The following is a 21,818-nucleotide window of genomic DNA, read 5'->3' as shown; positions in this document are numbered from 1 at the left end:
GCGGGCAACAATCGTAAGTTGACTTTTTCTGGGTGTATTACGCGGCCAGAACGGCTTTCGGCTCAGCCAGTTCGTAGCCGAGCGCCTCAGCGACCGCCCGGTTGGTGATCTTGCCCTTGTGGACATTGAGGCCGTTGCGCAGATGATGGTCGTCGACCAGCGCCTTCAGGCCCTTGTCGGCGAGTTGCAGGCCGTAGTGCAGAGTCGCGTTGTTGAGGGCATGGGCCGAGGTGACCGGCACGGCACCTGGCATGTTGGCGACGCAATAGTGGATAACGCCATCGACCTCGTAGGTCGGCTCGGCGTGAGTCGTCGCATGCGAGGTTTCGAAGCAGCCACCCTGGTCGATGGCGACGTCGACCAGCACGGAGCCCTTCTTCATGCCGGACAGCATTTCGCGGGTGACCAGCTTGGGTGCCGCGGCGCCCGGGATCAGCACGGCGCCGACGACGATGTCGGCCGAGAAGCATTCTTCCTCGAGCGCCTCGACGGTGGAGTAGCGGGTGTGCACACGGCCAGCGAAAAGGTCGTCGAGCTGGCGCAGGCGCGGGATCGAGCGGTCGATGATGGTGACGTCGGCGCCAAGACCGGCAGCCATGCGGGCGGCATGCAGGCCGACGACGCCGCCGCCGAGCACGGTGACCTTGCCGGGAAGCACGCCGGGCACGCCGCCGAGCAGCACGCCACGACCGCCATTGGCCTTCTGCAGCGCCGTGGCGCCGGCCTGGATCGACAGGCGGCCGGCGACTTCCGACATCGGAGCGAGCAGCGGCAAGCCGCCACGGTCGTCGGTCACGGTTTCGTAGGCGATCGCGGTCACGCCGGAAGCGAGCAGGCCCTTGGTCTGCTCCGGATCCGGAGCCAGGTGCAGATAGGTGTACAGGATCTGGCCGTCGCGCAGCTGCGCCCACTCGTTAGGCTGCGGCTCCTTGACCTTGACGATCATGTCCGACTTGGCGAACACGTCGGCGGCGGTCTTGGCGATGGTGGCGCCGGCGGCGCGATAGGCGTTGTCATCGGCGCCAATGCCGGCACCGGCGCCGGTCTCGACCAGCACTTCGTGGCCGTGCGCCACATATTCGCGGACCGAGCCGGGCGTGAGGCCGACACGGTATTCGTGGTTCTTGATTTCCTTGGGGCAGCCGACGCGCATTGTCTTCTCCTGATCCGGGCCCTTTTGGGCTCACTCCCTGTATCGTCTGAGTGAACCACGAATCGGCGCGCAAGTGTTTGCGAATGCGCTTGCGCGGACAGGCAGGTTTCGATAATTGTTGCGCTAAATGGCAGGATATTCGCAGGATTCACGAAAAATGCCGCTCGACAGGATCGATATCGCCATTCTCGAGACATTGCAGAAGGATGGCAGGATACCCAATGCGGCGCTCGCCGAGAAGGTTGGCCTGTCGCAGTCGGCCTGTTCGCGCCGGCTAGACAATCTGGAAAAATCCGGCACCATTCGCGGCTACCACGCCCGGCTTTCCAATGCGGCACTCGGTCATCAGATGACGGCGATCGTGCATATATCGCTATCGGGCCAGTTCGAGAAGACGCTGTCGGATTTCGAGGCGGCGATCAAGCGTTGCCCCAACGTGCTGTCCTGCCACCTGATGTCGGGCGAATACGATTACATCCTGCGCATCGCGGCAAAGGACCTTGTCGACTATGAGCGCATCCACAAGGAATGGCTGTCGGCCATGCCGCATGTCACCAAGATCAACTCGTCCTTTGCCTTGCGTGAAATCGTCGACCGCACCGCCATGGGCATGAAGCCGGAAATGGCTTGAACTCGAAACGGCTGGCCGCTTCGTCATCCGCGGGCGGAGCAAGGAGCGAAGCGACGCGGCGCAGACCCCTGGAACTGCTCCGCAGCCCAAGGGATCCATGCCGGGATTCGGGAGCGTTACTACGGTGCAGAATTCTGCTCTGCTGCACCCTCGATGGAGGTCACGGAATGGATCCCAGGGTCTCCGCGACGCCGCTACGCGGCTGCTTCGCCCGGGGATGACGAAATCGGGAGCCTCGGCCTAGTTCCTTGCTTCCGTGACAATCCGATCCATCGGAATGTCGTGCGGCTGCGGATAGATGGTCGCGATGCGCTGCAGTTCGTAGCCGACGCCGATGACCAGCGGCTTGAACGGCATGGCGGCGAGCGTGCGGTCGAAGAAGCCGCCGCCATAGCCCAGTCGATAGTTTGCCGGATCGATGCCGACGATCGGCGAGATGACGATGTCCGGCAGAACCGGATCGCCCTCGGCCGGGATCGGGATGTTCCAGATGCCTTTTTCCAGCCGGTCGCCTGGTTTGTAGGCGCGGAAGATCAGCGGTTGCGCTTTCTCCACGACGATGGGCAGCGCTGCGCGGCCGCCTTGTTCATTGATCGCCGCCATCCACGGCCGCAGGTCCGGTTCGCCGCGAAACGGCCAATAGAGGCTGACCATACGGCCGGCGATATCGCCGATGATCGCGTCGAGCCCTTCGGCGATGCGCTGAGACATTGCCGTTCGCGCGTCGGCCGAAACTGCGAGCCGCGCTGCAATCAGGCGTTCGCGCTCGGCCTTGCGCCAGCGTCTCACATCGGTCCAGTCGGATAGCGGCGCTTGGAATGCCGGATCGAGTTCATGCATGAAGCAGGGCGGCGAGGCATATTGCGCCGGACCCTGGTCGTCATGATCGTTAGCCATGCGTCACCTCATCGCGTGTTCGATGACGCTATACCTCGCGACACGATACATCTTGTGTATTCACGACATGGGACGACGAGTCCCGGGCACCGCCCTTCTGTTGCTGCAACGCACAAAAATACCTACATCTAGCGCAGGCGATCTTGCCGTCAGGGGTGAACGAGATGACCGGACCCAGCCACCATGTCGTCGTTGTCGGCGCGGGTTTCGGCGGCCTCGAATTCACCCGTGCGCTCGCCGGCGCACCGGTGCGCATCACCATGATCGACAAACGCAACCATCATCTTTTTCAACCGCTGCTCTACCAGGTTGCCACGACCGCGCTGGCAACCTCCGAGGTTGCGTGGCCGATCCGCCATCTTCTGCGCAAGCGCAAGGACGTGACGACGCTGCTGGCCAATGTCACCGGCGTCGACCGTGCCGGCAAACGCGTGCTGCTTGATGACGGCAGCGCGGTCGCCTACGACACGCTGGTGCTGGCCACCGGCGCGCGACATGCCTATTTCGGCCATGACGAATGGGAGCCTTTTGCGCCGGGTTTGAAGACGCTGGAGGACGCCACCACCATTCGGCGGCGCATTCTCCTGGCCTTCGAGCAGGCCGAGCGCGAAACCGATCCCGCCAAGCTCCAGGCGCTGCTGACGATTGCCATCGTCGGTGGGGGACCGACCGGCGTGGAACTGGCCGGGACCATCGCCGAACTGGCGCACGAGACGCTGCGCGGCGAATTCCGCAATATCGATACGCGGCAAACGCGCGTGGTGCTGATCGAGGCCGGCGACCGCATCCTTGCCAATTTCGCGCCGAAACTCTCCGGTTACGCCAGCAAGGCGCTGGAACGTCTCGGCGTGACGGTTGAGCTCGGCCGTGCCGTTACGCGCTGCGACGCCGAGGGTGTTGTGTTTGGCGACAAGCAATTGGCAGCCCGGACGATCCTGTGGGCGGCCGGCGTTGCCGCTTCACCCGCCGCCGAATGGTTGGGCGCGAAGGCGGACCGCGCGGGCAGGGTGCTCGTCGAGCCTGACCTCAGCGTGCCCGGCAGCCCGGAAATTTTTGTCATTGGCGATGCCGCCCTTGTGCTGAAGCCAGATGGACGGCCGGTACCTGGCGTGGCGCCCTCCGCCAAGCAGGAGGGCCGACATGTCGCGGCTACCATCAGGGCCAGGCTTGGCGGCGATACGACGGCACGTCCTTTCCACTACAAGCACGCCGGCGATCTGGCGACGATCGGCAAACGCGCGGCCGCGATCGATTTCGGCTGGATAAAGCTCACGGGCTGGCTCGCTTGGTGGCTGTGGGGCATTGCGCACATCTATTTCCTGATCGGTTTTCGCAACCGGCTTGCGGTTTCCCTGAGCTGGCTATGGATCTACGTCACAGGCCAGCGCAGCGCCCGGCTGATCACCCAGGGCGACGACGACAAGACCTGACTTTCCTTCACTGTTCCATTCATCCGCGCGTCATCTCCAGCTGATGGACTGATGTCCGCATGCGCGCGACTTCTTGAGTGGACTCGAGCCTATTTCGGCGCGAAGTTCGCTCCGGGGCAGGGCGTCAGCTAGTCGAAGGAGAAAACATGTCGCAACTGCTCCATCCCGTCTCCCGCCGCGGTCTTCTCGCGGGCGCCGCAGCCGCAGGGGCGCTGATCGTGCTTCATCCCTTCTCCGCCCGCGCTCAAGCTAACCAGGCGCATCTTCGGATCATGGAAACCACCGACATCCATGTGAACGTGCTGCCCTATGATTATTACGCCGACAAAGCCAACGACACGATGGGCCTGTCGCGCACTGCGTCCCTGATCGACGCGGTGCGCAAGGAAGCCGTCAACTCGATGCTGATCGACAATGGCGACCTGCTGCAGGGCAACCCGATGGGCGACTACATCGCCTACGAGAAGGGCCTCAAGGACGGCGACCTGCATCCGATCATGAAAGGCATGAACCTGCTCGGCTACGAATGCTCGACGCTCGGCAACCACGAGTTCAACTACGGCCTGTCCTTCCTGGACAAGGTGCTGGCTGGCGCCAATTTCCCCTTCGTCTGCGCCAATCTGATCCGCGGCACCGAGCTTGCCGCCAACCCGCGTGACGACAAGCTCTACCTCAAGCCCTATGTGATCCTCGACAAGAAGATCAAGGACGGTTCGGGCGCCGAACAGCCGATCAGGATCGGCATCATCGGTTTCGTGCCGCCGCAGATCATGGTCTGGGACCTCAAGAATCTCGAAGGCAATGTCAAGACGCGCGACATCGTCGAGGCGGCCAAGGCCTGGGTGCCGCGGATGAAGGAAGAGGGCGCCGACATCGTCATCGCGCTCTCGCATTCCGGCATCGATGTGAAGCAGGGCGACATGATGGAGAACGCCTCCTTCTTCGTCGCCGGCGTCGCCGGCATCGATGCCGTGTTTACCGGTCACCAGCATCTGGTGTTCCCCGGCAAGAAGGATTTCCAGTCGCTCGAAGGCGTCGACACGCAAAAAGGCACCTTGCAGGGCAAGCCGGCCGTGATGGGCGGTTTCTGGGGCTCGCATATGGGTCTGATCGACCTGATGCTGGAGCGTGACGGATCGAAATGGAAGGTCGTGTCCGCGACCTCCGAGGCGCGGTCGATCTTCGAGCGCGTCGACAACAAGAACAAGCCGACTGTCCCCAACGACAAGCGCATCATCGCCGCCCTCGAGCAGGATCATCAGGCGACCCTGGCCTATGTGCGCCGTCCGGTCGGCAAGACCTCCGCGCCGCTCTATTCCTATTTCGCGCTGGTCGCCGACGATCCCTCGGTGCAGGTCGTCAGCCAGGCGCAGACCTGGTACTTGAAGGACATTCTCAAGAGCACGCAGTGGAAGGATGTGCCGCTGCTGTCGGCTGCCGCTCCCTTCAAGGCAGGCGGGCGCAACGGCGCCGACTACTATACCGACGTGCCGGCCGGCGACATCGCCATCAAGAACGTCGCCGACCTCTACCTCTACCCCAACACCGTGCGCGCCGTCGAAATCACCGGCGCCCAGGTCAAGGAATGGCTGGAAATGTCGGCCGGCATCTTCAACAGGATCGAGGCAGGGAAGCCCGACCAGACGCTCATCAACACCGATTTCCCGTCCTACAATTTCGACGTCATCGATGGCGTCTCCTACAAGATCGATCTGTCGCAGCCGCCGAAATATGATGCCAAGGGCGGCGTGGCGAATGCCGGCGCCAATCGCATCGTCGACTTGATGTTCGACGGAAAACCAATTGATCCCAATCAGAAATTCGTCGTCGCGACCAACAATTACCGTGCCGGCGGCGGCGGCAATTTTCCTGACATCAATGCCTCCAAGATCATCTACGAGGCGCCAGACACCAACCGCGACGTCATCGTTCGCTACATTGTGAGCCAGGGCACGATCAACCCGTCGGCCGACGGCAACTGGTCGTTCGCATCGCTGCCGGGAACCAGCGTCGTGTTCGAGACAGGCGTCAAGGCAAAGGACTTCATCGCCGATGTGAAGTCGCTGAAGATCGAACCGGCGGGCGAGGGCGAAGCCGGTTTTGCGAAATACCGCATCCTGCTTTGATCCGGTGGTCTGAAACGGTTCGGCGGTTCACGGAAAAGCCGAACCGCTCCATCTCCTCGATTGAAGGTAATTCCGGATCGTTTTCACCGGTTCCGGAATTTGCCTTGTTTCCTGGGATTGCCCGGGCTGGTGCGCATAGCGCGGCCCTCAGTTTTCGGGCGTCAGCGGCAGTGCCGTCGCGGGGGCTTGCGGGCTGACTGGCTGCGTCGGCTCGAGCGACGTGCCAGTCGGGTCGCTGGGCACGGTCAAGGGCGTCATCCCGGCCGGAGCATGAACCTCGTGGATGGTCGAGGTTGGTGTGTTGTCGATTAGGTCGCCGGCACCAGGTCTTATGGTTGGGCTGATGCTGACGCCCAGCGGATCGTTCATGACGGTCGGTGGGGTTATGCGCCGTGCATCGGCAGCGGATATGGCGGCAAGCAGGATGGCAATGGCGGTAAGTGTTCGCTTCATGGAAGCCTCCTATGGTCAGAGGCGCTCGGCGTAATCTTGGCGCGGGGCGTCGGATGCTGAGAACGGCCGACGCGCGATCGCGGTTTCATCACGTCGCATCAAGACGCCGCGATTGGCGCTTTGACTTAACGCCACAAGTTCGACGGTGCGGGGATGCTCACCAAAGGCGGCCTGCCGACATATCGACCTAGGCCTTGTAGACCACCTGGCGCACGTCGATGTAGCTGGCGCGGAAGCCGGCTTCGCAATAGTGCAGGTAGAACTCCCACAGCTTCTTGAAACGATCGTCGAAGCCGAGTGGTACGATCTTCTCCCACGACGCCCAGAAGCGGTGCCGCCATTCGGCGAGCGTGCGCGCATAGTCGTCGGGGAAAACGCGCTCACGCAGATGCGCAAGGCCATGATCCTTGCCGAGCGCCTTCAGGATTGACGGTGTCGGCAGCATGCCGCCGGGAAATACGTAGCGCTGGATGAAATCCGGCCTTGCGCGATAGGTGTCGTAAGCGGCTTCGTTGATGGTGATGATCTGCAGACCCGCGGTGCCGCCGGGTTTCAGGCAAGCTTTCATCTTCGAGAAGAACACCGGCCAGTATTTTTCGCCGACCGCCTCGAACATCTCGATAGACGCGATGCGGTCGTAAGTTCCTGTTTCGTCGCGGTAGTCCTGCAGCTTGATGTCGACCTTGTCGGCAAGCCCGGCCTTGGCGATGCGTGCCTTGGCGAAGTCGTGCTGTTCGCGGCTGATCGTCAGTCCCGTAACGCGGCAGCCGATTTCGCGTGCCGCGAATTCGGCAAAGCCGCCCCAGCCGCAGCCGATCTCCAGCACATGATCCCTTCCGCCGATACCCGTATCCCTGGCCAGTGCCCGATATTTGGCGGCCTGGGCGCTTTCAAGATCATTGGCTCCATTGGCGTAGAGCGCCGAGGAATAGGTCATGCTCGGGTCGAGCCACTCCTTGTAGAAGGCGTTGCCGAGATCGTAATGCGCCGAGATATTGCGCTTTGAACCGGTGTGCGTGTTCTCGTTGAACCAGTGGCGGATGCGCTGGACGGTGTTGATGAGCCAGCTGGCGCCGCCGGCGACGCGTTCGCCGATCACCGAGTTGACCACGAACAGTTCCAGGAAACTGGTCACGTCAGGGCTTTCCCAATCGCCGTCCATATAGGATTCGGCAACGCCGATCGTGCCGCCGGAAAAGGCGCGGCCTGGCAGGCGCCAGTTCTTCAGCACCAGTTCGGCATCGGGGCCGGGCGCCTTGCCGCCAACCAGAACGGCGCGGCCGTCCGGCATCCTGACCTTGAGAGAACCGCGCGGCAGGTTCATCGCCGCCGACAGCACCATGCGCGCCTTGGCCGGCAGGCCCTTGACGATCTCGGCGAAGTTGAACTCGTCGAGCCTGACCGCTTCGCTCAGCGCCGCGCCGTGATGTTCCCCATGTGCCATTTCACGCCCCTGGATTTCCGTGGTTCCGGCGCAAATTGCCGAGCCACGATTCTCTTGGATCATTCGCCAGGTTCGAACACCCTTGCCTGGCCCGGTAGCTCATGGGTTCGGCACGAGGCGGGCTCGAACGAAAGCGCGCGCCTGTTGGCCAAAGCTTCAGCGCTTCCCAGCGAATGCCTGTCACAATCTTCCACGTCATGAGGGGGAACTTCAAGAGGCAGGCCATTGGCTGGGCTGTGCCACGTGGCGATTGGTGTCTGCGCCCTTGCGTCGAGTTGCGGCTTCCCGAACCCAAAAACGTCTATGACCGCCGCCGCGCCTGTGCGATAGCTTTAGCCATGCGTTACGTAATCGTCATTGCCGCCGTCGCCTTCTTCCTGATCTGGGATGGCCTGTACAATCAGGGCCGGTATCTCGACATGTCGGTCAGGGAACTCTCCCATATCGTTCGTTACGTCACCGGCAAGGCCTGAACAGCCCCTCCCGACCTGGACGTCCCTTCCGAAGATCTCAGGCGTTGGTCACCGCGAGATGAGGCCCGGCACCGTGCGGGCGCGTCGCAAGGACGCGTGGCGCCATGAACGGTTGACGCGAGGGGACCGCCGTCACTAAAGACCCCTGCATTCAGATCGAGGAGGCGGAATTGATCCGGCATATCGTTTTCTTCAGCGCCAGGCGCAAGGAGGATGTGGAGGCAGTGCGCAGCGGGCTGTTGGCGCTCGGCAATATTCCTCATTCCAGCCTCTTCGAGGTCACTTTGAACACCAAGGTCGACCCGCTGTCGGATGAAGTTGATGTCGTCGTCTACGCTGAGTTCGCCGATGACGCGGCGCTGGCCGCCTACAAGGCGCATCCGCTCTATGCGCAGACCACCAGCAAGGTCAAACCCTTGCGCGAACTGCGCTATTCCGCCGATGTCGTGGCCGGCAGCTGATCAAGCGCCTGTGGCAGCTGATCCAGCGCCTGTTCCAACAGGTGCCGTTGTCGACGCCCCATCAGATAGCCCAAGGCGCGCTCTTCGAAGGTGAATCGCGAAGCCGGCACAATCGTCGAAGGCGCGGATCGGAGCATCTCCCGCACGGGGGATGCCGCGGCGTCAAATCCTGCTGCGGCGGATGAGAAGAACCTTGAACCGTTTTGCGGAATGATGCACATCGCGCCTGCATGACCCGAACAACAGCAGCCGGCATTCATCCGCTCGATCATCTGGTGCTGCCGACGCAGAACCTCGATGTGGCGCGAGCCCGGCTCACTTCGCTCGGCTTCGTCGCCGCCCCGACCGGCATCCATCCCTTTGGAACGGAAAACTGCTGCGTTTTCCTCGCCGACGGCACCTATCTGGAGCCGCTCGCGATTGGCAGCGAACAGGCCGCGATCAAGGCCGCCGCCGAGGGCAATGTCTTCGTCGCGCGCGACCGTCTCTACCGCGAAAGCCGCGGCGATGAGGGATTTTCCGCGGTGGTGCTGGGAACCGACAGTGCCGATGCCGACCATGTGCGCTATGTCGAGGCCGGCCTGTCGGCGGGAGGCACGCTGAGCTTTTCACGCGCTTTCACCGATACATCAGGCAAGAGCGACGTGGCGTCATTCAAGCTGGCCTTCGCCTCGGCCAATGACACAACCGATGCGTTCCTTTTTGCCTGCCAGCGCATCAATGCGCCTGATGTGGACCGCGCGGCCTTGCAGGCCCACACCAATGGCGCGACAGGTATTGTGGAAGTGGTGGCGATCAGCGACCACCCAGCCGAACAGTCTCGGCTGATTTCCGTGGCGGTGGGGAATGCCGCTGCCGGCGTGCAGGGCTCAGCGTTTCATTTGCCAAATGCAACGCTGAGCGTGCTCGATCCCATGTCTTTCGCCGCGCGCCTCGGTGTTTCGGCCGGTTCACCCACCAAGCTCCGCTTCGCCGCGATCGTCTTCGCGGTGCGCAGCGCCGATGCCACATCGAGCATGCTTGCAGCCAATGCCATCCATCACGATATAGCGGGCACTGACATTGTCGTGCAGCCCGCATCCGGACAGGGCGCGGCTTTCATCTTCCGGGAGATCCAATGAGCAAGCCCAGTTCGACGACGCCCAATTCGTCGGTAACGGTCGGCAATGTCGTCTTCGACAACAATGCGGCCTTGGCGCTGATCGCGGGCCCGTGTCAGTTCGAATCGCGCCAGCATGCCTTCGACATGGCTGGCGCGCTGAAGGAACTGACCGGCAGGCTCGGCATCGGCCTCGTCTACAAGACAAGTTACGACAAGGCCAACCGCACCTCGCTGTCGGCGACGCGCGGCGCCGGCATGGATGCCGCGCTTCCCGTCTTCGACGAGCTGCGCAAGGCGTTTTCGCTTCCCGTGCTGACCGATGTCCACACCGAGGAGCAGTGCGCGATCGTCGCTCCGCATGTCGATGTGCTGCAGATACCTGCCTTCCTGTCGCGTCAGACCGACATGCTGGTCGCCGCGGCAAGGACCGGCAAGGTCATCAACGTCAAGAAGGGGCAATTCCTTGCGCCCTGGGACATGAAGAACGTGGTCGCCAAGATCACAGGTTCCGGCAACGCCAATGTCCTGACTACCGAGCGCGGCGCGTCCTTCGGCTACAACACGCTGGTATCCGACATGCGTGCCCTGCCGATCATGGCTGAAATCGGCGCTCCGGTGATTTTCGATGCCACGCACTCGGTCCAGCAGCCGGGCGGGCAGGGCGGTTCGTCAGGCGGCGAGCGTCGCTTTGTCGAAACCCTGGCTCGCGCGGCCGTCGCCGTCGGCGTTGCCGGCGTCTTCATCGAGACCCATCAGGATCCCGACAATTCGACCTCTTCCGACGGGCCGAACATGGTGCCGCTGAAGGACATGCCGGCGCTTCTCGAAAGGCTGATGGCCTTCGACCGGATAGCCAAGGGCCGCTGAGCGGGCGCTTCCTGCCGGCGCTTGTGGTGGACAGGGGCCGGTTGTACGCTTGGCCGGCAAATGAGCGTCTTGGCAGGAGGAAAGCCATGTCTGTTGCCCGCGTCACCGAAATTACCTCGTCATCGAAGAAGAGTTTTCAGGACGCCATCGAGAAGGGAATTGCCCGCGCGTCGAAAACCCTGAAGAACGTGGAAGGCGCCTGGATCCAGGATCAGAAGATCGTCGTCGAGGACGGCAAGATTTCGGCCTACCGCGTCAACATGAAGGTGACTTTCATTCTCGCGGAGTGACTGTCCGACGCTTAAAAAGTCGGGAACTTTCGCCCGTCCCCCTCATTGTCAAAGCAGTGTTCAACGTCAATGAGGAGCAGACCATGACAACCCAGACAGGCCACACCGAAGCCATCGCCGCTTCGCGAGTCATCGGCACATCCGTCTACAACACCGAAGGCAAGAGCATCGGCAGCATCGAGGACATCATGCTCGACAAGACGTCGAACGGCATCATGTTCGCGGTGATCGGCTTTGGCGGTTTTCTCGGCATCGGCGAGAAGTACCACGCCGTTCCCTGGGCGAGTCTCGACTATGATGAAGACAAGGGCGGTTACGTCGTGCCCTTCTCGAAGGAACAGCTGAAGGCGGCGCCCGCCTATTCGATCAATGAACTGGCCGGCGCGGACGGTGAAAGCGCGCGTGATGCGTCCTATGAGTATTACAAGGTCACGCCCTACTGGCATTGACCCCACAGGCAAAAAGGGCCCCGTTTCGACGGGGCCCTTTTTGATTCAGCACAACCTCATTCACTGATGCTCAAGGCCGGCAAGGTAACATTGGCCTTTGGCGGCGACTGCTGATTGTCGCATGATGTCAGCAACGCGACCGCGATCAGAAACAAACTGACAATACCGCTCAACTCGGACATGGCGAAACTCCTCCTGTTTCGCCCCGCGCGACAATAGCCATAACCCGAAATCGATGTCCGGGCGCATGACTTATGATGACAGAAATTTGCGCTTCGTGAATCGGGCCGGCGGCACTATTCGGCCATGGCCGGATTGCCTTTTGCGTCGCTTTGGCTAAGACGGGCGCGACCTTTCGTCAGATCAATCGGGGACATCGCAATGACCGCCATCATCGACATTGTCGGACGTGAAATCCTGGACAGCCGTGGAAACCCGACCGTCGAGGTCGATGTTGTACTCGAAGACGGTTCGATGGGCCGCGCAGCGGTGCCGTCAGGCGCCTCGACCGGCGCCCATGAGGCCGTCGAGCTTCGCGACGGCGGTGCCCGCTATCTCGGCAAGGGCGTGCTGAAGGCCGTGGAGGCGGTCAACGGCGAACTGTTCGAGGCAATCGGCGGCATGGAAGCCGAAAACCAGATCCACATCGACCAGACGATGATCGAACTCGACGGCACGCCCAACAAGAGCCGGCTCGGTGCCAACGCCATTCTGGGCGTTTCGCTGGCGGTGGCCAAGGCCGCGGCCGATGCCGCCGGCCTGCCGCTCTACCGTTATGTCGGCGGCACCAAGGCGCATATCCTGCCTGTGCCGATGATGAACATCATCAATGGCGGCGCGCATGCCGACAACCCGATCGATTTCCAGGAATTCATGATCCTGCCGGTCGGCGCGCCGACGCTGCGCGAAGGCGTGCGCTGGGGCTCTGAAATCTTCCACACGCTGCGCAAGAAGCTGAAGGATGCCGGCCACAATACCAATGTCGGTGACGAGGGCGGCTTTGCCCCGAACCTGAAGAGCGCGCCGGTGGCGCTCGATTTCATCATGGAATCGATCGAGAAGGCCGGCTTCAAGCCGGGCGAGGAGATCGCGCTCGGCCTCGATTGCGCCGCCACCGAATTCTTCAAGGACGGCAACTACGTCTATGAGGGCGAGAAGAAGACGCGTGACCCCAAGGCGCAGGCCAAGTACCTTGCCAAGCTTGCCGCTGACTATCCGATCATCTCGATCGAGGACGGCTTGGCCGAGGACGATTGGGAAGGCTGGAAGTACCTGACCGACCTGATCGGCAACAAGACGCAGCTGGTCGGCGACGACCTTTTCGTCACCAACACGGCGCGCCTGCGCGACGGCATCCGCATGGGCGTTGCCAATTCGATCCTGGTCAAGGTCAACCAGATCGGCTCGCTGACCGAAACGCTCGACGCGGTCGAGACCGCCCACAAGGCTGGCTACACGGCTGTCATGTCGCATCGTTCCGGCGAGACCGAGGATTCGACCATCGCCGATCTCGCCGTCGCCACCAATTGCGGGCAGATCAAGACCGGTTCGCTGTCGCGCTCCGACCGCATGGCCAAGTACAACCAGTTGATCCGCATCGAGGAAGAGCTCGGCAAGCAGGCGCGCTACGCCGGCAAGTCGGTGATCAAGGGCTGATCCGAAACCATTGAACTCGGACGTTGAACGAAGGGCGGGATCATTCCCGCCCTTTTTCATTTCGCTGTCGCCGGGCAGGGCTCCGTAACCGTCCGTTAAGCACAATCGGGTGAAAAAGATCGTGAGCCGCATGAGTTCGCGGCCGCGAGGGAACGGGCGATGTGGACGCGTCAGCATAAGCAGAGAAATACCGGCCGGCTGATCATCCCTTCGCTTTGCGTCGTGTTCCTGGCCTATTTCGGCTTCCATGCCTATCACGGCGAATTCGGCATCAATTCGAAATATCAGCTGGAAGCCCAGACGGTTGCGTTGCAGGCGCAGCTCGATGCCGTCAAGGCGCGCCGGGTGGAGCTCGAGCGGCGCGTTCGGCTCATGCATGACGGTACGCTGGAAAAGGACATGCTCGACGAGCAGGCGCGCAGGGCGCTTAATCTGTCCCAGGCTGATGAGATCACCATCATGTTGCCGGCTTCGTCGAAATAACTGTATTTCAGTTAATCACCAATATTTTCAATGATTTTAATCGCTTAGGCGCATGCCAGCTATGCAAATTCGTCATGGCGCAACGCTGTAACGCGTGTTAGCCTTGCATAAATCGGTGGGGAGAGCTGATCTTCCCAGGGCGGATTTCATCCTGCCCTAATGTCCGCAAAGAGACGCCAACAGGGAGTGATGCATGGCCACCGCAGCCAGAAAAGCGCCTGCCAAATCGAAATCCGACGGCAAATCGGGTCTTTCCGCGCCCAAGCCCGCTGAATTCACCAAGGACGAAGAGCTTGCCGCCTACCGGCATATGCTGCTCATCCGCCGCTTCGAGGAAAAGGCCGGCCAGCTCTACGGCATGGGCTTCATCGGCGGCTTCTGCCATCTCTATATCGGCCAGGAAGCGGTCGTCACCGGCATGAAGATGGCGCTGATCGAAGGCGATCAGATGATCACCGCCTATCGCGACCACGGCCACATGCTGGCGATGGAGCTTTCTCCGCGCGGCGTCATGGCCGAACTGACCGGGCGCCGTGGCGGCCTGTCACGGGGCAAGGGCGGCTCCATGCATATGTTCTCCAAGGAGAAGCATTTCTACGGTGGCCACGGCATTGTCGGCGCGCAGGTGTCGCTCGGCACCGGGCTGGCTTTCGCCAACCGCTACCGCGACAACAACAATGTCTCGCTGACCTATTTCGGCGATGGCGCGGCCAACCAGGGCCAGGTCTATGAAAGCTTCAACATGGCCTCGCTATGGAAGCTGCCGGTGATCTACATCATCGAGAACAACCGCTACGCCATGGGTACATCGGTTTCGCGCTCTTCCGCGGAGACGGATTTCTCGCACCGGGGTGCGTCCTTCAAGATTCCAGGTATCCAGGTCGATGGCATGGATGTGCGCGCGGTCAAGGCCGCCGGCGAGCTCGCCACCGAATGGTGCCGTGCCGGCAATGGCCCGCTGATCCTCGAAATGCAGACCTATCGCTATCGCGGCCACTCGATGTCGGATCCGGCGAAATACCGCTCGAAGGAAGAAGTACAGAAGATGCGCTCCGAGCATGACCCGATCGAGCAGGTCAAGGCGCGGCTGATCGAGAAGAAGTGGGCGACCGAGGACGAATTGAAGACCATCGACAAGGAGGTTCGCGACATCGTCGCCGACGCCGCCGAGTTTGCCCAGAACGATGCGGAGCCGGATCCGTCCGAGCTCTGGACCGATATCGTATTGTAAGGGAGGGCCAGGACATGCCGATCGAAATTCTCATGCCCGCTCTCTCGCCGACCATGGAAGAGGGCAATCTTTCCAAGTGGTTGAAGAACGAGGGCGACAAGGTCGTCGCCGGCGACGTCATCGCCGAGATCGAAACCGACAAGGCGACGATGGAAGTCGAAGCCGTCGATGAAGGCACTCTGGCTAAGATCGTGGTTCCAGCCGGTACCGAAGGGGTCAAGGTCAACGCGGTGATCGCCGTTCTTGCGGTTGAAGGCGAAGACACCGACAAGGCCGGCGAAGGCATCGGCGAAGAGCCTGCCAAGGCTGAAACGGCTGCACCGGCACCGGTTGCGGCCAAGAGCGAGGCCGCGGCACCAGTCGCGGCGGCGCCGAAGACCGAGATCGCCGCCGATCCGGATATCCCTGCCGGCACCGAGATGGTCTCGACCACGGTGCGCGAAGCGCTGCGCGATGCCATGGCCGAGGAGATGCGCCGCGACGGCGATGTCTTCGTCATGGGCGAGGAGGTCGCCGAATACCAGGGCGCCTACAAGATCACGCAAGGGTTGCTGCAGGAATTCGGACCGCGCCGCGTCGTCGACACGCCGATCACCGAGCACGGTTTTGCCGGCGTCGGCGTCGGTGCGGCGATGGCCGGGCTGAAGCCGATCGTCGAGTTCATGACCTTCAATTTCGCCATGCAGGCGATCGACCAGATCATCAATTCGGCAGCCAAGACGCTCTATATGTCGGGCGGCCAGATGGGGGCGCCGATCGTGTTTCGCGGACCGAACGGCGCCGCCGCCCGTGTCGCCGCCCAGCACTCGCAGTGCTACGCCGCCTGGTACAGCCACATTCCGGGCCTGAAGGTGGTGATGCCCTATACGGCCGCCGATGCCAAGGGCTTGCTGAAAGCCGCGATCCGCGACCCCAACCCGATCATCTTCCTTGAGAACGAAATCCTCTACGGCCAGTCCTTCGACGTGCCCAAGCTCGATGATTTCGTGCTGCCGATCGGCAAGGCGCGCATCCACAAGCAAGGCAAGGACGTCACTATCGTCTCGTTCGGCATCGGCATGACCTATGCGGTCAAGGCGGAAGCGGAATTGCGGGGCATGGGAATCGACGCCGAGATCATCGATCTCAGGACCATCCGACCGCTCGACCTCGACACGATCATCGCCTCGGTCAAGAAGACCAACCGCCTGGTCGTGGTGGAAGAGGGCTTCCCGCAGAACTCGGTCGGCGACCACATCGCCAACCAGGTCTCGCAGCGCGCCTTCGATTTCCTCGACGCGCCGGTCATCACCATTGCCGGCAAGGATGTGCCGATGCCTTATGCGGCCAACCTCGAAAAACTGGCATTGCCGAATGTCGGCGAGGTCATCGAGGCGGTCAAAGCCGTCACGTATCGCTGAACCGGGCGGGAGGTCAAAATGCCAATCAACATCACCATGCCGGCGCTCTCGCCCACGATGGAAGAGGGCAATCTTTCGAAGTGGCTGGTCAAGGAAGGCGACAAGGTTTCGCCGGGCGATGTCATCGCCGAGATCGAGACCGACAAGGCGACGATGGAAGTGGAAGCCGTCGATGAGGGCACGGTAGCCAAGCTCGTCGTCCCCGCAGGCACCGAAGGCGTCAAGGTCAATGCGCTGATTGCTGTCCTTGCTGCCGAAGGCGAGGACGCAGGCGCCGCCGCGAAAAGCGGTGGCGGTGCCGCACCGGCGAAAGCCGAGGCGCCGAAGGCGGATGCCAAGGCTGAAGTACCAAAGGCCGAGGCGCCGAAGGCCGAACCTGCCGCCCCCGCGCCCAAGGCTGAGGCGGCTCCGGTCGCCAATGGTCATGCGGCTGGCGAGCGCACCTTCGCCTCGCCGCTCGCGCGCCGCATCGCCAAGGAAGCCGGCGTCGATGTGTCTGGTGTGACCGGCACCGGCCCGCATGGGCGGGTGGTGAAGGCCGATGTCGACGCGGCGATTGCCGGTGGCGGTGCCAAGGCGGCCCCGGCTGCGGCTCCTGAAGCTCCCGCCACCGCTGCTTCCGCTCCTGCCGTGAAGGCGATGTCGGACGACCAGGTGCTGAAGCTGTTCGAGGAGGGTTCCTACGACCTCGTCCCGCACGACAATATGCGCAAGACCATCGCGCGCCGCCTGGTCGAGGCCAAGACCACCATTCCGCATTTCTACCTGACGCTCGACTGCGAGCTCGATGCGCTGCTGGCATTGCGCACGCAGATCAATGCTGCAGCCCCGATGAAGAAGACCGACAAGGGCGAGGCTCCCGCCTACAAGCTGTCGGTCAACGACATGGTCATCAAGGCGATGGCGATGGCGCTGAAGGCGGTGCCGGATGCCAATGCGTCATGGACCGAAACCGCCATGGTCAAGCACAAGCATGCCGATGTCGGCGTCGCCGTCTCGATCCCCGGCGGCCTGATCACACCGATCATTCGGCATGCCGATGAGAAGTCGCTGTCCACCATCTCCAACGAGATGAAGGATCTGGCGAGCCGTGCGCGCAGCCGCAAGCTGAAGCCTGAAGAGTATCAGGGCGGCACCACGGCGGTGTCGAACCTCGGCATGTTCGGCATCAAGGACTTCGCCGCCGTGATCAACCCGCCGCATGCGACGATCCTGGCGGTCGGTGCCGGTGAGGAGCGGGCCGTGGTCAAGAACGGCGAGATCAGAATAGCCACCGTGATGTCGGTGACGCTGTCGACGGACCATCGTGCCGTCGACGGGGCACTTGGCGCCGAACTGCTGGTCGCCTTCAAGCGGTTGATCGAAAACCCGATGGGCATGCTGGTCTAGGCAAGGGGAGAGGCGGTGCGGAAATTCTTCACCAGCCTTTTCGCCTTCATCCTTTCCGGATTCGCCGGCGGCGTTGGGGGCACAGCAACCGGCTGTCATCGCCAACGCACAGGAAGAGTACATCCTGGTGTTCTTGCTCTCAGCATTGGTAACGGTTGTCTTCACCCTCGTCTTTTCGTTGAGCGATGGCTTTTCGTGCGCTGGCGAGCAGGGCGCGGTTTGATTGAAGCAAGGACGGGTTGAACGGATGAAGACGGTGCTTTGCTACGGCGATTCGCTGACCTGGGGTTACAATGCCGAGGGTGGCCGCCATCCGCTGCAGGATCGCTGGCCAAGCGTGCTGCAGGCTGGGCTTGGCGGCGGCGTCCAGGTCATCGCCGACGGCCTCAATGGCCGCACCACGGCCTTCGACGATCATCTGGCTGGGGCGGACCGCAACGGCGCACGGCTGTTGCCGACGGTGCTGACGACACACGCGCCGGTCGACCTGATCGTCATCATGCTCGGTGCCAACGACATGAAGCCGTGGATCCACGGCAATCCGGTCGCGGCCAAGCAAGGCATCCAGCGGCTGATCGACATCGTGCGTGGCCATGACTATCCGTTCGACTGGCCGGCGCCACAAATACTCATTGTGTCGCCACCCGTTGTAAGCCGCACCGAAAATGCCGACTTCAAGGAAATGTTTGCCGGCGGCGATGAGGCATCCAAGCAGCTTGCCCCGCAATATGCGGCGCTCGCCGACGAAGTCGGTTGCGGCTTCTTCGATGCCAGCACCGTGGCGCAAACCACACCGCTCGACGGCGTCCATCTCGACGCCGAAAACACGCGAAACATCGGCAAGGCGCTGACACCGGTCGTGCGCGTCATGCTGGAATTGTGATTGAAGGAGAAAAATCGTGGCTGAGAACTACGACGTCATCATCATCGGCTCCGGCCCGGGCGGCTATGTCACGGCGGTGCGTTCCGCCCAGCTCGGCTTCAAGACGGCGATCGTCGAGCGCGAGCATCTCGGCGGCATTTGCCTCAACTGGGGCTGCATTCCGACCAAGGCGCTGCTGCGCTCGGCCGAGATCATGCACTATTCGGATCATCTCAAGGATTACGGCCTGAAGCTCGACGGCAAGGTCAGCGTCGACACATCGGCCGTTGTCGACCGCTCGCGCAAAGTCTCGCTGCGGCTCAATGGCGGCGTTGCCTTCCTGATGAAGAAGAACAAGGTCGACGTCATCTGGGGCGAAGCCAAGCTGTCGAAGCCGGGCGAGATTGTCGTGTCCAAGACCGCCAAGAAGCCGATGGAGCCGCAGCCCCCGGTGCCGAAGGGCGTCAAGGGCGAGGGCACCTACACCGCCAAGCACATCATCCTGGCGACCGGTGCGCGGCCGCGCGCGCTGCCTGGCATCGAGCCGGATGGCAAGCTGATCTGGACCTATTTTGAAGCCATGGTGCCGAAGGAGATGCCGAAATCGCTGCTGGTGATGGGCTCGGGCGCCATCGGCATCGAATTCGCCTCCTTCTACCGCACCATGGGTGCCGACGTGACGGTCGTCGAATTGTTGCCGGCGGTGATGCCGGTCGAGGATGCCGAAGTCTCGAAATTCGCGCAAAGGCAGTTCGAGAAGCAAGGCATGAAGATCATCCTCGAGGCCAAGGTGACCAAGGTCGAGAAGGGGGCCAATTCGGTCACCGCGCATGTCGAGATGAAGGACGGCAAGGTCGAGAAGATCACCGCCGACCGCATGATTTCGGCCGTCGGCGTGCAGGGCAACATCGAGAATCTCGGCCTTGAAGCGCTTGGGGTGAAGACCGAGCGCGGCTGTGTCGTGGTCGACGGCTATGGCAAGACCAACGTGCCCGGCATCTACGCCATCGGCGATGTCGCAGGCCCGCCGATGCTCGCCCACAAGGCCGAGCATGAGGGCGTCGTGTGCGTCGAAAAGATCGCCAATTTCCCTGGCGTGCATGCCATCGACAAGCTCAAGATCCCCGGCTGCACCTACTGCAACCCGCAGGTCGCCTCTGTCGGCCTGACGGAAGCCAAGGCCAAGGCCGAGGGCAAGGATATCCGCGTCGGCCGCTTCCAGTTCGCCGCCAACGGCAAGGCGATCGCGCTGGGCGAGGACCAGGGCTTCATCAAGACAATCTTCGACAAGAAGACCGGTCAACTGCTCGGCGCGCACATGGTCGGCGCCGAAGTGACCGAACTGATCCAGGGTTTTGTCGTGGCTATGAACCTCGAAACGACCGAGGAAGAACTGATGCACACCATCTTCCCGCACCCGACACTGTCGGAGATGATGAAGGAAAGCGTGCTCGACGCCTATGGCCGCGCATTGAACGCATGATAGATTCGCCACAAGAGACTCAGCCGCGAAAGCCGCAGGATCTCTTCGGCAGCGTAGTTCGTTTCCGGATGCATTTTTACGTGCGCAAGGAGAAGGCAAATGCACTTGAACGGCGTGGGCTGGATCGCAGCCATCATCATCGGCGGCCTGGCAGGCTGGCTCGCCGAGATGGTCATGAAGAGCAACACCGGCATTTTCATGAACATTATCATGGGTATCGTCGGCGCAGTGGTGCTGAACGCAATCCTGCAGGCTCTCAATATCGGCGTGTTCGGCGTCGGCTGGACCGCCTATCTGATCACCGGCTTCATCGGTGCCTGCCTGCTGATCTGGGTTGGACGCCTGGTGCGTCGCTAAAGGCATATCGTTCCGGCTATGCGAAAACGGTTGTAGCGGCATGCGCCGCTGCAGCCTTTTTCTTTGTACCGAAAAGTCCTAGATGACGTAAAAGTGACGATCGCCGACGGGCGATCGCGAGAAAAGCCAGGGTTCAGATGGTCACTGTCCTCGATACGATCGCCAACGCGCCGCGACTGCGGCATCCGGAGAAGGCGCACAAGCCCGACCAGGAAGTTTTGCGCAAGCCGGACTGGATCCGCGTCAAGGCGCCGGTCTCGAAGGGCTATGCCGAGACGCGCGAGATCGTCAAATCCCACAAGCTGGTGACGGTTTGCGAAGAGGCCGGGTGTCCCAACATTGGTGAATGCTGGGAAAAGAAGCACGCCACCTTCATGATCATGGGCGAGATCTGCACCCGCGCCTGTGCCTTCTGCAATGTCGCCACCGGCATTCCGACCGCGCTTGATCCTGATGAGCCTGCCCGCGTCGCGCATGCCGTCAAGCAGATGGGGCTCAGCCACGTCGTCATCACCTCGGTCGACCGCGACGATCTCGCCGATGGCGGCGCGCAGCACTTCGCCGACGTGATCCGGGCCATCCGCGCGGCAACGCCGTCGACCACGATCGAAATCCTGACGCCCGATTTCCTGCGCAAGGACGGTGCGCTCGAGATCGTCGTGGCGGCCAGGCCCGACGTCTTCAACCACAATCTCGAAACCGTGCCGTCCAACTATCTTAAGGTCCGGCCGGGTGCGCGCTATTTCCACTCGATCCGGTTGTTGCAGCGGGTCAAGGAACTCGATCCGTCGATCTTCACCAAGTCCGGCATCATGGTCGGGCTGGGCGAGGAGCGGAATGAAATCCTGCAGCTGATGGACGATCTGCGTTCAGCCAATGTCGACTTCATGACCATCGGCCAATATCTGCAGCCGTCGAAGAAGCACCACCCGGTGATCCGCTTCGTCACCCCGGAGGAATTCAAATCCTTTGAGACGATCGGCCGGACCAAGGGTTTTCTGCTGGTGGCATCGAGCCCGCTGACGCGTTCATCGCACCACGCCGGCGACGATTTCGCCCGGCTACGCGCGGCGCGGGAAGCGCAGCTCCAGAAATCGCTCTGATGCATGTCGCCCAAAGTGGCCTCGGTTTGGGAGAACGACATGCATAAAAACGAAGATTCTGAAGCGCGTCGCATGAAT

At 62.0% G+C, this 21,818-nt stretch carries 24 protein-coding genes; 18 read left to right on the top strand and 6 right to left on the bottom strand.

Features of this window, described 5'->3' with window-relative positions:
* Positions 1-37: 37 nt before the first annotated feature.
* Entirely contained in the window at positions 38-1,153 is a 1,116-nt protein-coding gene (gene ald / locus AC07UC_RS22390) for an alanine dehydrogenase (RefSeq protein WP_494907451.1), read from the bottom strand.
* Positions 1,154-1,310: 157 nt separating this feature from the next.
* Between ald and AC07UC_RS22385 the strand changes: the two genes are divergently transcribed.
* Positions 1,311-1,784 carry an Lrp/AsnC family transcriptional regulator gene (locus AC07UC_RS22385; protein ID WP_010909317.1) on the top strand — a complete coding sequence of 158 codons (474 nt, stop codon included), beginning with the start codon at positions 1,311-1,313 and terminating at the stop codon, positions 1,782-1,784.
* 240 nt (positions 1,785-2,024) lie between these two features.
* On the opposite strand, the gene AC07UC_RS22380 is transcribed toward AC07UC_RS22385, so the two are convergent.
* Positions 2,025-2,681, bottom strand: a complete 657-nt coding sequence (locus tag AC07UC_RS22380) for a 5-formyltetrahydrofolate cyclo-ligase (RefSeq protein WP_494907450.1) — start codon at positions 2,679-2,681, stop codon at positions 2,025-2,027.
* Positions 2,682-2,845: 164 nt separating this feature from the next.
* On the opposite strand from AC07UC_RS22380, the gene AC07UC_RS22375 reads away from it, so the two are divergent.
* Both AC07UC_RS22375 and AC07UC_RS22370 read left to right on the top strand, forming a co-directional pair.
* Positions 2,846-4,111 (top strand): NAD(P)/FAD-dependent oxidoreductase, encoded by a 1,266-nt coding sequence (locus tag AC07UC_RS22375; protein ID WP_494907449.1) that lies wholly within the window; start codon positions 2,846-2,848, stop codon positions 4,109-4,111.
* A 146-nt stretch (positions 4,112-4,257) separates the two neighbouring features.
* Positions 4,258-6,237: a bifunctional 2',3'-cyclic-nucleotide 2'-phosphodiesterase/3'-nucleotidase gene (locus AC07UC_RS22370; protein ID WP_494907448.1), complete on the top strand. Its 1,980-nt coding sequence runs from the start codon at positions 4,258-4,260 to the stop codon at positions 6,235-6,237.
* A 147-nt stretch (positions 6,238-6,384) separates the two neighbouring features.
* Here the strand turns inward: AC07UC_RS22370 and AC07UC_RS22365 are convergent, their stop codons facing one another.
* From AC07UC_RS22365 to AC07UC_RS22355, 3 genes are all read right to left on the bottom strand, one after another.
* Positions 6,385-6,690, bottom strand: a complete 306-nt coding sequence (locus AC07UC_RS22365) for a hypothetical protein (protein ID WP_494907447.1) — start codon at positions 6,688-6,690, stop codon at positions 6,385-6,387.
* A 187-nt stretch (positions 6,691-6,877) separates the two neighbouring features.
* The gene (locus AC07UC_RS22360; protein ID WP_494907446.1) at positions 6,878-8,134 is read right to left on the bottom strand and encodes a class I SAM-dependent methyltransferase; all 1,257 of its coding nucleotides are present in this window, start codon (positions 8,132-8,134) and stop codon (positions 6,878-6,880) included.
* Position 8,135: 1 nt separating this feature from the next.
* Positions 8,136-8,333, bottom strand: a complete 198-nt coding sequence (locus tag AC07UC_RS22355; protein ID WP_244735563.1) for a DUF1365 domain-containing protein — start codon at positions 8,331-8,333, stop codon at positions 8,136-8,138.
* Between the two features lie 139 nt (positions 8,334-8,472).
* Between AC07UC_RS22355 and AC07UC_RS22350 the strand changes: the two genes are divergently transcribed.
* The 6 genes from AC07UC_RS22350 (at position 8,473) to AC07UC_RS22325 (ending at position 11,776) form a co-directional block, all read left to right on the top strand.
* Positions 8,473-8,607 (top strand): hypothetical protein, encoded by a 135-nt coding sequence (locus AC07UC_RS22350; RefSeq protein ID WP_274534552.1) that lies wholly within the window; start codon positions 8,473-8,475, stop codon positions 8,605-8,607.
* Positions 8,608-8,777: 170 nt separating this feature from the next.
* Positions 8,778-9,068, top strand: a complete 291-nt coding sequence (locus AC07UC_RS22345; RefSeq protein ID WP_140773883.1) for a Dabb family protein — start codon at positions 8,778-8,780, stop codon at positions 9,066-9,068.
* A gap of 230 nt (positions 9,069-9,298) precedes the next feature.
* The gene (locus tag AC07UC_RS22340; protein WP_494907445.1) at positions 9,299-10,189 is read left to right on the top strand and encodes a VOC family protein; all 891 of its coding nucleotides are present in this window, start codon (positions 9,299-9,301) and stop codon (positions 10,187-10,189) included.
* The gene (gene kdsA / locus AC07UC_RS22335; protein ID WP_494907444.1) at positions 10,186-11,037 is read left to right on the top strand and encodes a 3-deoxy-8-phosphooctulonate synthase; all 852 of its coding nucleotides are present in this window, start codon (positions 10,186-10,188) and stop codon (positions 11,035-11,037) included. Before AC07UC_RS22340 ends, kdsA begins: the two co-directional genes overlap by 4 nt.
* A gap of 86 nt (positions 11,038-11,123) precedes the next feature.
* Positions 11,124-11,327, top strand: a complete 204-nt coding sequence (locus AC07UC_RS22330) for a dodecin family protein (protein WP_056567944.1) — start codon at positions 11,124-11,126, stop codon at positions 11,325-11,327.
* An 83-nt stretch (positions 11,328-11,410) separates the two neighbouring features.
* Positions 11,411-11,776: a PRC-barrel domain-containing protein gene (locus AC07UC_RS22325; RefSeq protein ID WP_140773880.1), complete on the top strand. Its 366-nt coding sequence runs from the start codon at positions 11,411-11,413 to the stop codon at positions 11,774-11,776.
* Between the two features lie 56 nt (positions 11,777-11,832).
* Here the strand turns inward: AC07UC_RS22325 and AC07UC_RS22320 are convergent, their stop codons facing one another.
* Complete coding sequence (locus AC07UC_RS22320) at positions 11,833-11,958, bottom strand: hypothetical protein (protein ID WP_274609132.1); 126 nt, start codon at positions 11,956-11,958, stop codon at positions 11,833-11,835.
* 199 nt (positions 11,959-12,157) lie between these two features.
* On the opposite strand from AC07UC_RS22320, the gene eno reads away from it, so the two are divergent.
* The 9 genes from eno (at position 12,158) to lipA (ending at position 21,740) form a co-directional block, all read left to right on the top strand.
* Complete coding sequence (gene eno / locus AC07UC_RS22315) at positions 12,158-13,432, top strand: phosphopyruvate hydratase (protein WP_494907443.1); 1,275 nt, start codon at positions 12,158-12,160, stop codon at positions 13,430-13,432.
* 159 nt (positions 13,433-13,591) lie between these two features.
* Positions 13,592-13,915, top strand: a complete 324-nt coding sequence (locus AC07UC_RS22310) for an FtsB family cell division protein (protein ID WP_140773879.1) — start codon at positions 13,592-13,594, stop codon at positions 13,913-13,915.
* A 193-nt stretch (positions 13,916-14,108) separates the two neighbouring features.
* Entirely contained in the window at positions 14,109-15,146 is a 1,038-nt protein-coding gene (gene pdhA / locus AC07UC_RS22305; protein WP_056567938.1) for a pyruvate dehydrogenase (acetyl-transferring) E1 component subunit alpha, read from the top strand.
* Positions 15,147-15,160: 14 nt separating this feature from the next.
* Positions 15,161-16,546 (top strand): pyruvate dehydrogenase complex E1 component subunit beta, encoded by a 1,386-nt coding sequence (locus AC07UC_RS22300; RefSeq protein WP_494907442.1) that lies wholly within the window; start codon positions 15,161-15,163, stop codon positions 16,544-16,546.
* A gap of 18 nt (positions 16,547-16,564) precedes the next feature.
* A complete protein-coding gene (locus AC07UC_RS22295) occupies positions 16,565-17,935 on the top strand; it encodes a pyruvate dehydrogenase complex dihydrolipoamide acetyltransferase (protein WP_494907441.1) in 1,371 nt (456 codons plus the stop codon).
* A 247-nt stretch (positions 17,936-18,182) separates the two neighbouring features.
* Positions 18,183-18,818: an SGNH/GDSL hydrolase family protein gene (locus tag AC07UC_RS22290; protein WP_494907440.1), complete on the top strand. Its 636-nt coding sequence runs from the start codon at positions 18,183-18,185 to the stop codon at positions 18,816-18,818.
* Positions 18,819-18,834: 16 nt separating this feature from the next.
* On the top strand, positions 18,835-20,280 hold the full coding sequence (lpdA, locus tag AC07UC_RS22285; protein ID WP_494907439.1) for a dihydrolipoyl dehydrogenase: 1,446 nt from the start codon (positions 18,835-18,837) through the stop codon (positions 20,278-20,280).
* 99 nt (positions 20,281-20,379) lie between these two features.
* A complete protein-coding gene (locus AC07UC_RS22280; RefSeq protein ID WP_027142753.1) occupies positions 20,380-20,637 on the top strand; it encodes a GlsB/YeaQ/YmgE family stress response membrane protein in 258 nt (85 codons plus the stop codon).
* A 137-nt stretch (positions 20,638-20,774) separates the two neighbouring features.
* The gene (gene lipA / locus AC07UC_RS22275) at positions 20,775-21,740 is read left to right on the top strand and encodes a lipoyl synthase (RefSeq protein WP_056577389.1); all 966 of its coding nucleotides are present in this window, start codon (positions 20,775-20,777) and stop codon (positions 21,738-21,740) included.
* Positions 21,741-21,818 lie beyond the last annotated feature (78 nt).

The sequence above is a fragment of the Mesorhizobium sp. GW821-FHT04C10 genome, from assembly GCF_059420305.1.
Note: the sequence above shows the minus strand (reverse complement) of the source record. Positions and strands in the feature narration are given on the sequence as shown.

Bases quoted from the DNA above. Each gene is read 5' to 3' on its own strand.
- AC07UC_RS22375 (WP_494907449.1), top strand. From the start codon at position 2,846: ATGACCGGACCCAGCCACCATGTCGTCGTTGTCGGCGCGGGTTTCGGC.
- AC07UC_RS22295 (WP_494907441.1), top strand. From the start codon at position 16,565: ATGCCAATCAACATCACCATGCCGGCGCTCTCGCCCACGATGGAAGAG.
- kdsA (WP_494907444.1), top strand. From the start codon at position 10,186: ATGAGCAAGCCCAGTTCGACGACGCCCAATTCGTCGGTAACGGTCGGC.
- AC07UC_RS22370 (WP_494907448.1), top strand. From the start codon at position 4,258: ATGTCGCAACTGCTCCATCCCGTCTCCCGCCGCGGTCTTCTCGCGGGC.
- AC07UC_RS22310 (WP_140773879.1), top strand. From the start codon at position 13,592: ATGTGGACGCGTCAGCATAAGCAGAGAAATACCGGCCGGCTGATCATC.
- AC07UC_RS22300 (WP_494907442.1), top strand. From the start codon at position 15,161: ATGCCGATCGAAATTCTCATGCCCGCTCTCTCGCCGACCATGGAAGAG.
- eno (WP_494907443.1), top strand. From the start codon at position 12,158: ATGACCGCCATCATCGACATTGTCGGACGTGAAATCCTGGACAGCCGT.
- AC07UC_RS22355 (WP_244735563.1), bottom strand. From the start codon at position 8,333: ATGACGTGGAAGATTGTGACAGGCATTCGCTGGGAAGCGCTGAAGCTT.
- AC07UC_RS22350 (WP_274534552.1), top strand. From the start codon at position 8,473: ATGCGTTACGTAATCGTCATTGCCGCCGTCGCCTTCTTCCTGATCTGG.
- AC07UC_RS22360 (WP_494907446.1), bottom strand. From the start codon at position 8,134: ATGGCACATGGGGAACATCACGGCGCGGCGCTGAGCGAAGCGGTCAGG.
- AC07UC_RS22320 (WP_274609132.1), bottom strand. From the start codon at position 11,958: ATGTCCGAGTTGAGCGGTATTGTCAGTTTGTTTCTGATCGCGGTCGCG.
- lipA (WP_056577389.1), top strand. From the start codon at position 20,775: ATGGTCACTGTCCTCGATACGATCGCCAACGCGCCGCGACTGCGGCAT.
- AC07UC_RS22280 (WP_027142753.1), top strand. From the start codon at position 20,380: ATGCACTTGAACGGCGTGGGCTGGATCGCAGCCATCATCATCGGCGGC.
- ald (WP_494907451.1), bottom strand. From the start codon at position 1,153: ATGCGCGTCGGCTGCCCCAAGGAAATCAAGAACCACGAATACCGTGTC.
- AC07UC_RS22365 (WP_494907447.1), bottom strand. From the start codon at position 6,690: ATGAAGCGAACACTTACCGCCATTGCCATCCTGCTTGCCGCCATATCC.
- AC07UC_RS22290 (WP_494907440.1), top strand. From the start codon at position 18,183: ATGAAGACGGTGCTTTGCTACGGCGATTCGCTGACCTGGGGTTACAAT.
- AC07UC_RS22380 (WP_494907450.1), bottom strand. From the start codon at position 2,681: ATGGCTAACGATCATGACGACCAGGGTCCGGCGCAATATGCCTCGCCG.
- pdhA (WP_056567938.1), top strand. From the start codon at position 14,109: ATGGCCACCGCAGCCAGAAAAGCGCCTGCCAAATCGAAATCCGACGGC.
- AC07UC_RS22385 (WP_010909317.1), top strand. From the start codon at position 1,311: ATGCCGCTCGACAGGATCGATATCGCCATTCTCGAGACATTGCAGAAG.
- AC07UC_RS22340 (WP_494907445.1), top strand. From the start codon at position 9,299: ATGACCCGAACAACAGCAGCCGGCATTCATCCGCTCGATCATCTGGTG.
- AC07UC_RS22325 (WP_140773880.1), top strand. From the start codon at position 11,411: ATGACAACCCAGACAGGCCACACCGAAGCCATCGCCGCTTCGCGAGTC.
- AC07UC_RS22330 (WP_056567944.1), top strand. From the start codon at position 11,124: ATGTCTGTTGCCCGCGTCACCGAAATTACCTCGTCATCGAAGAAGAGT.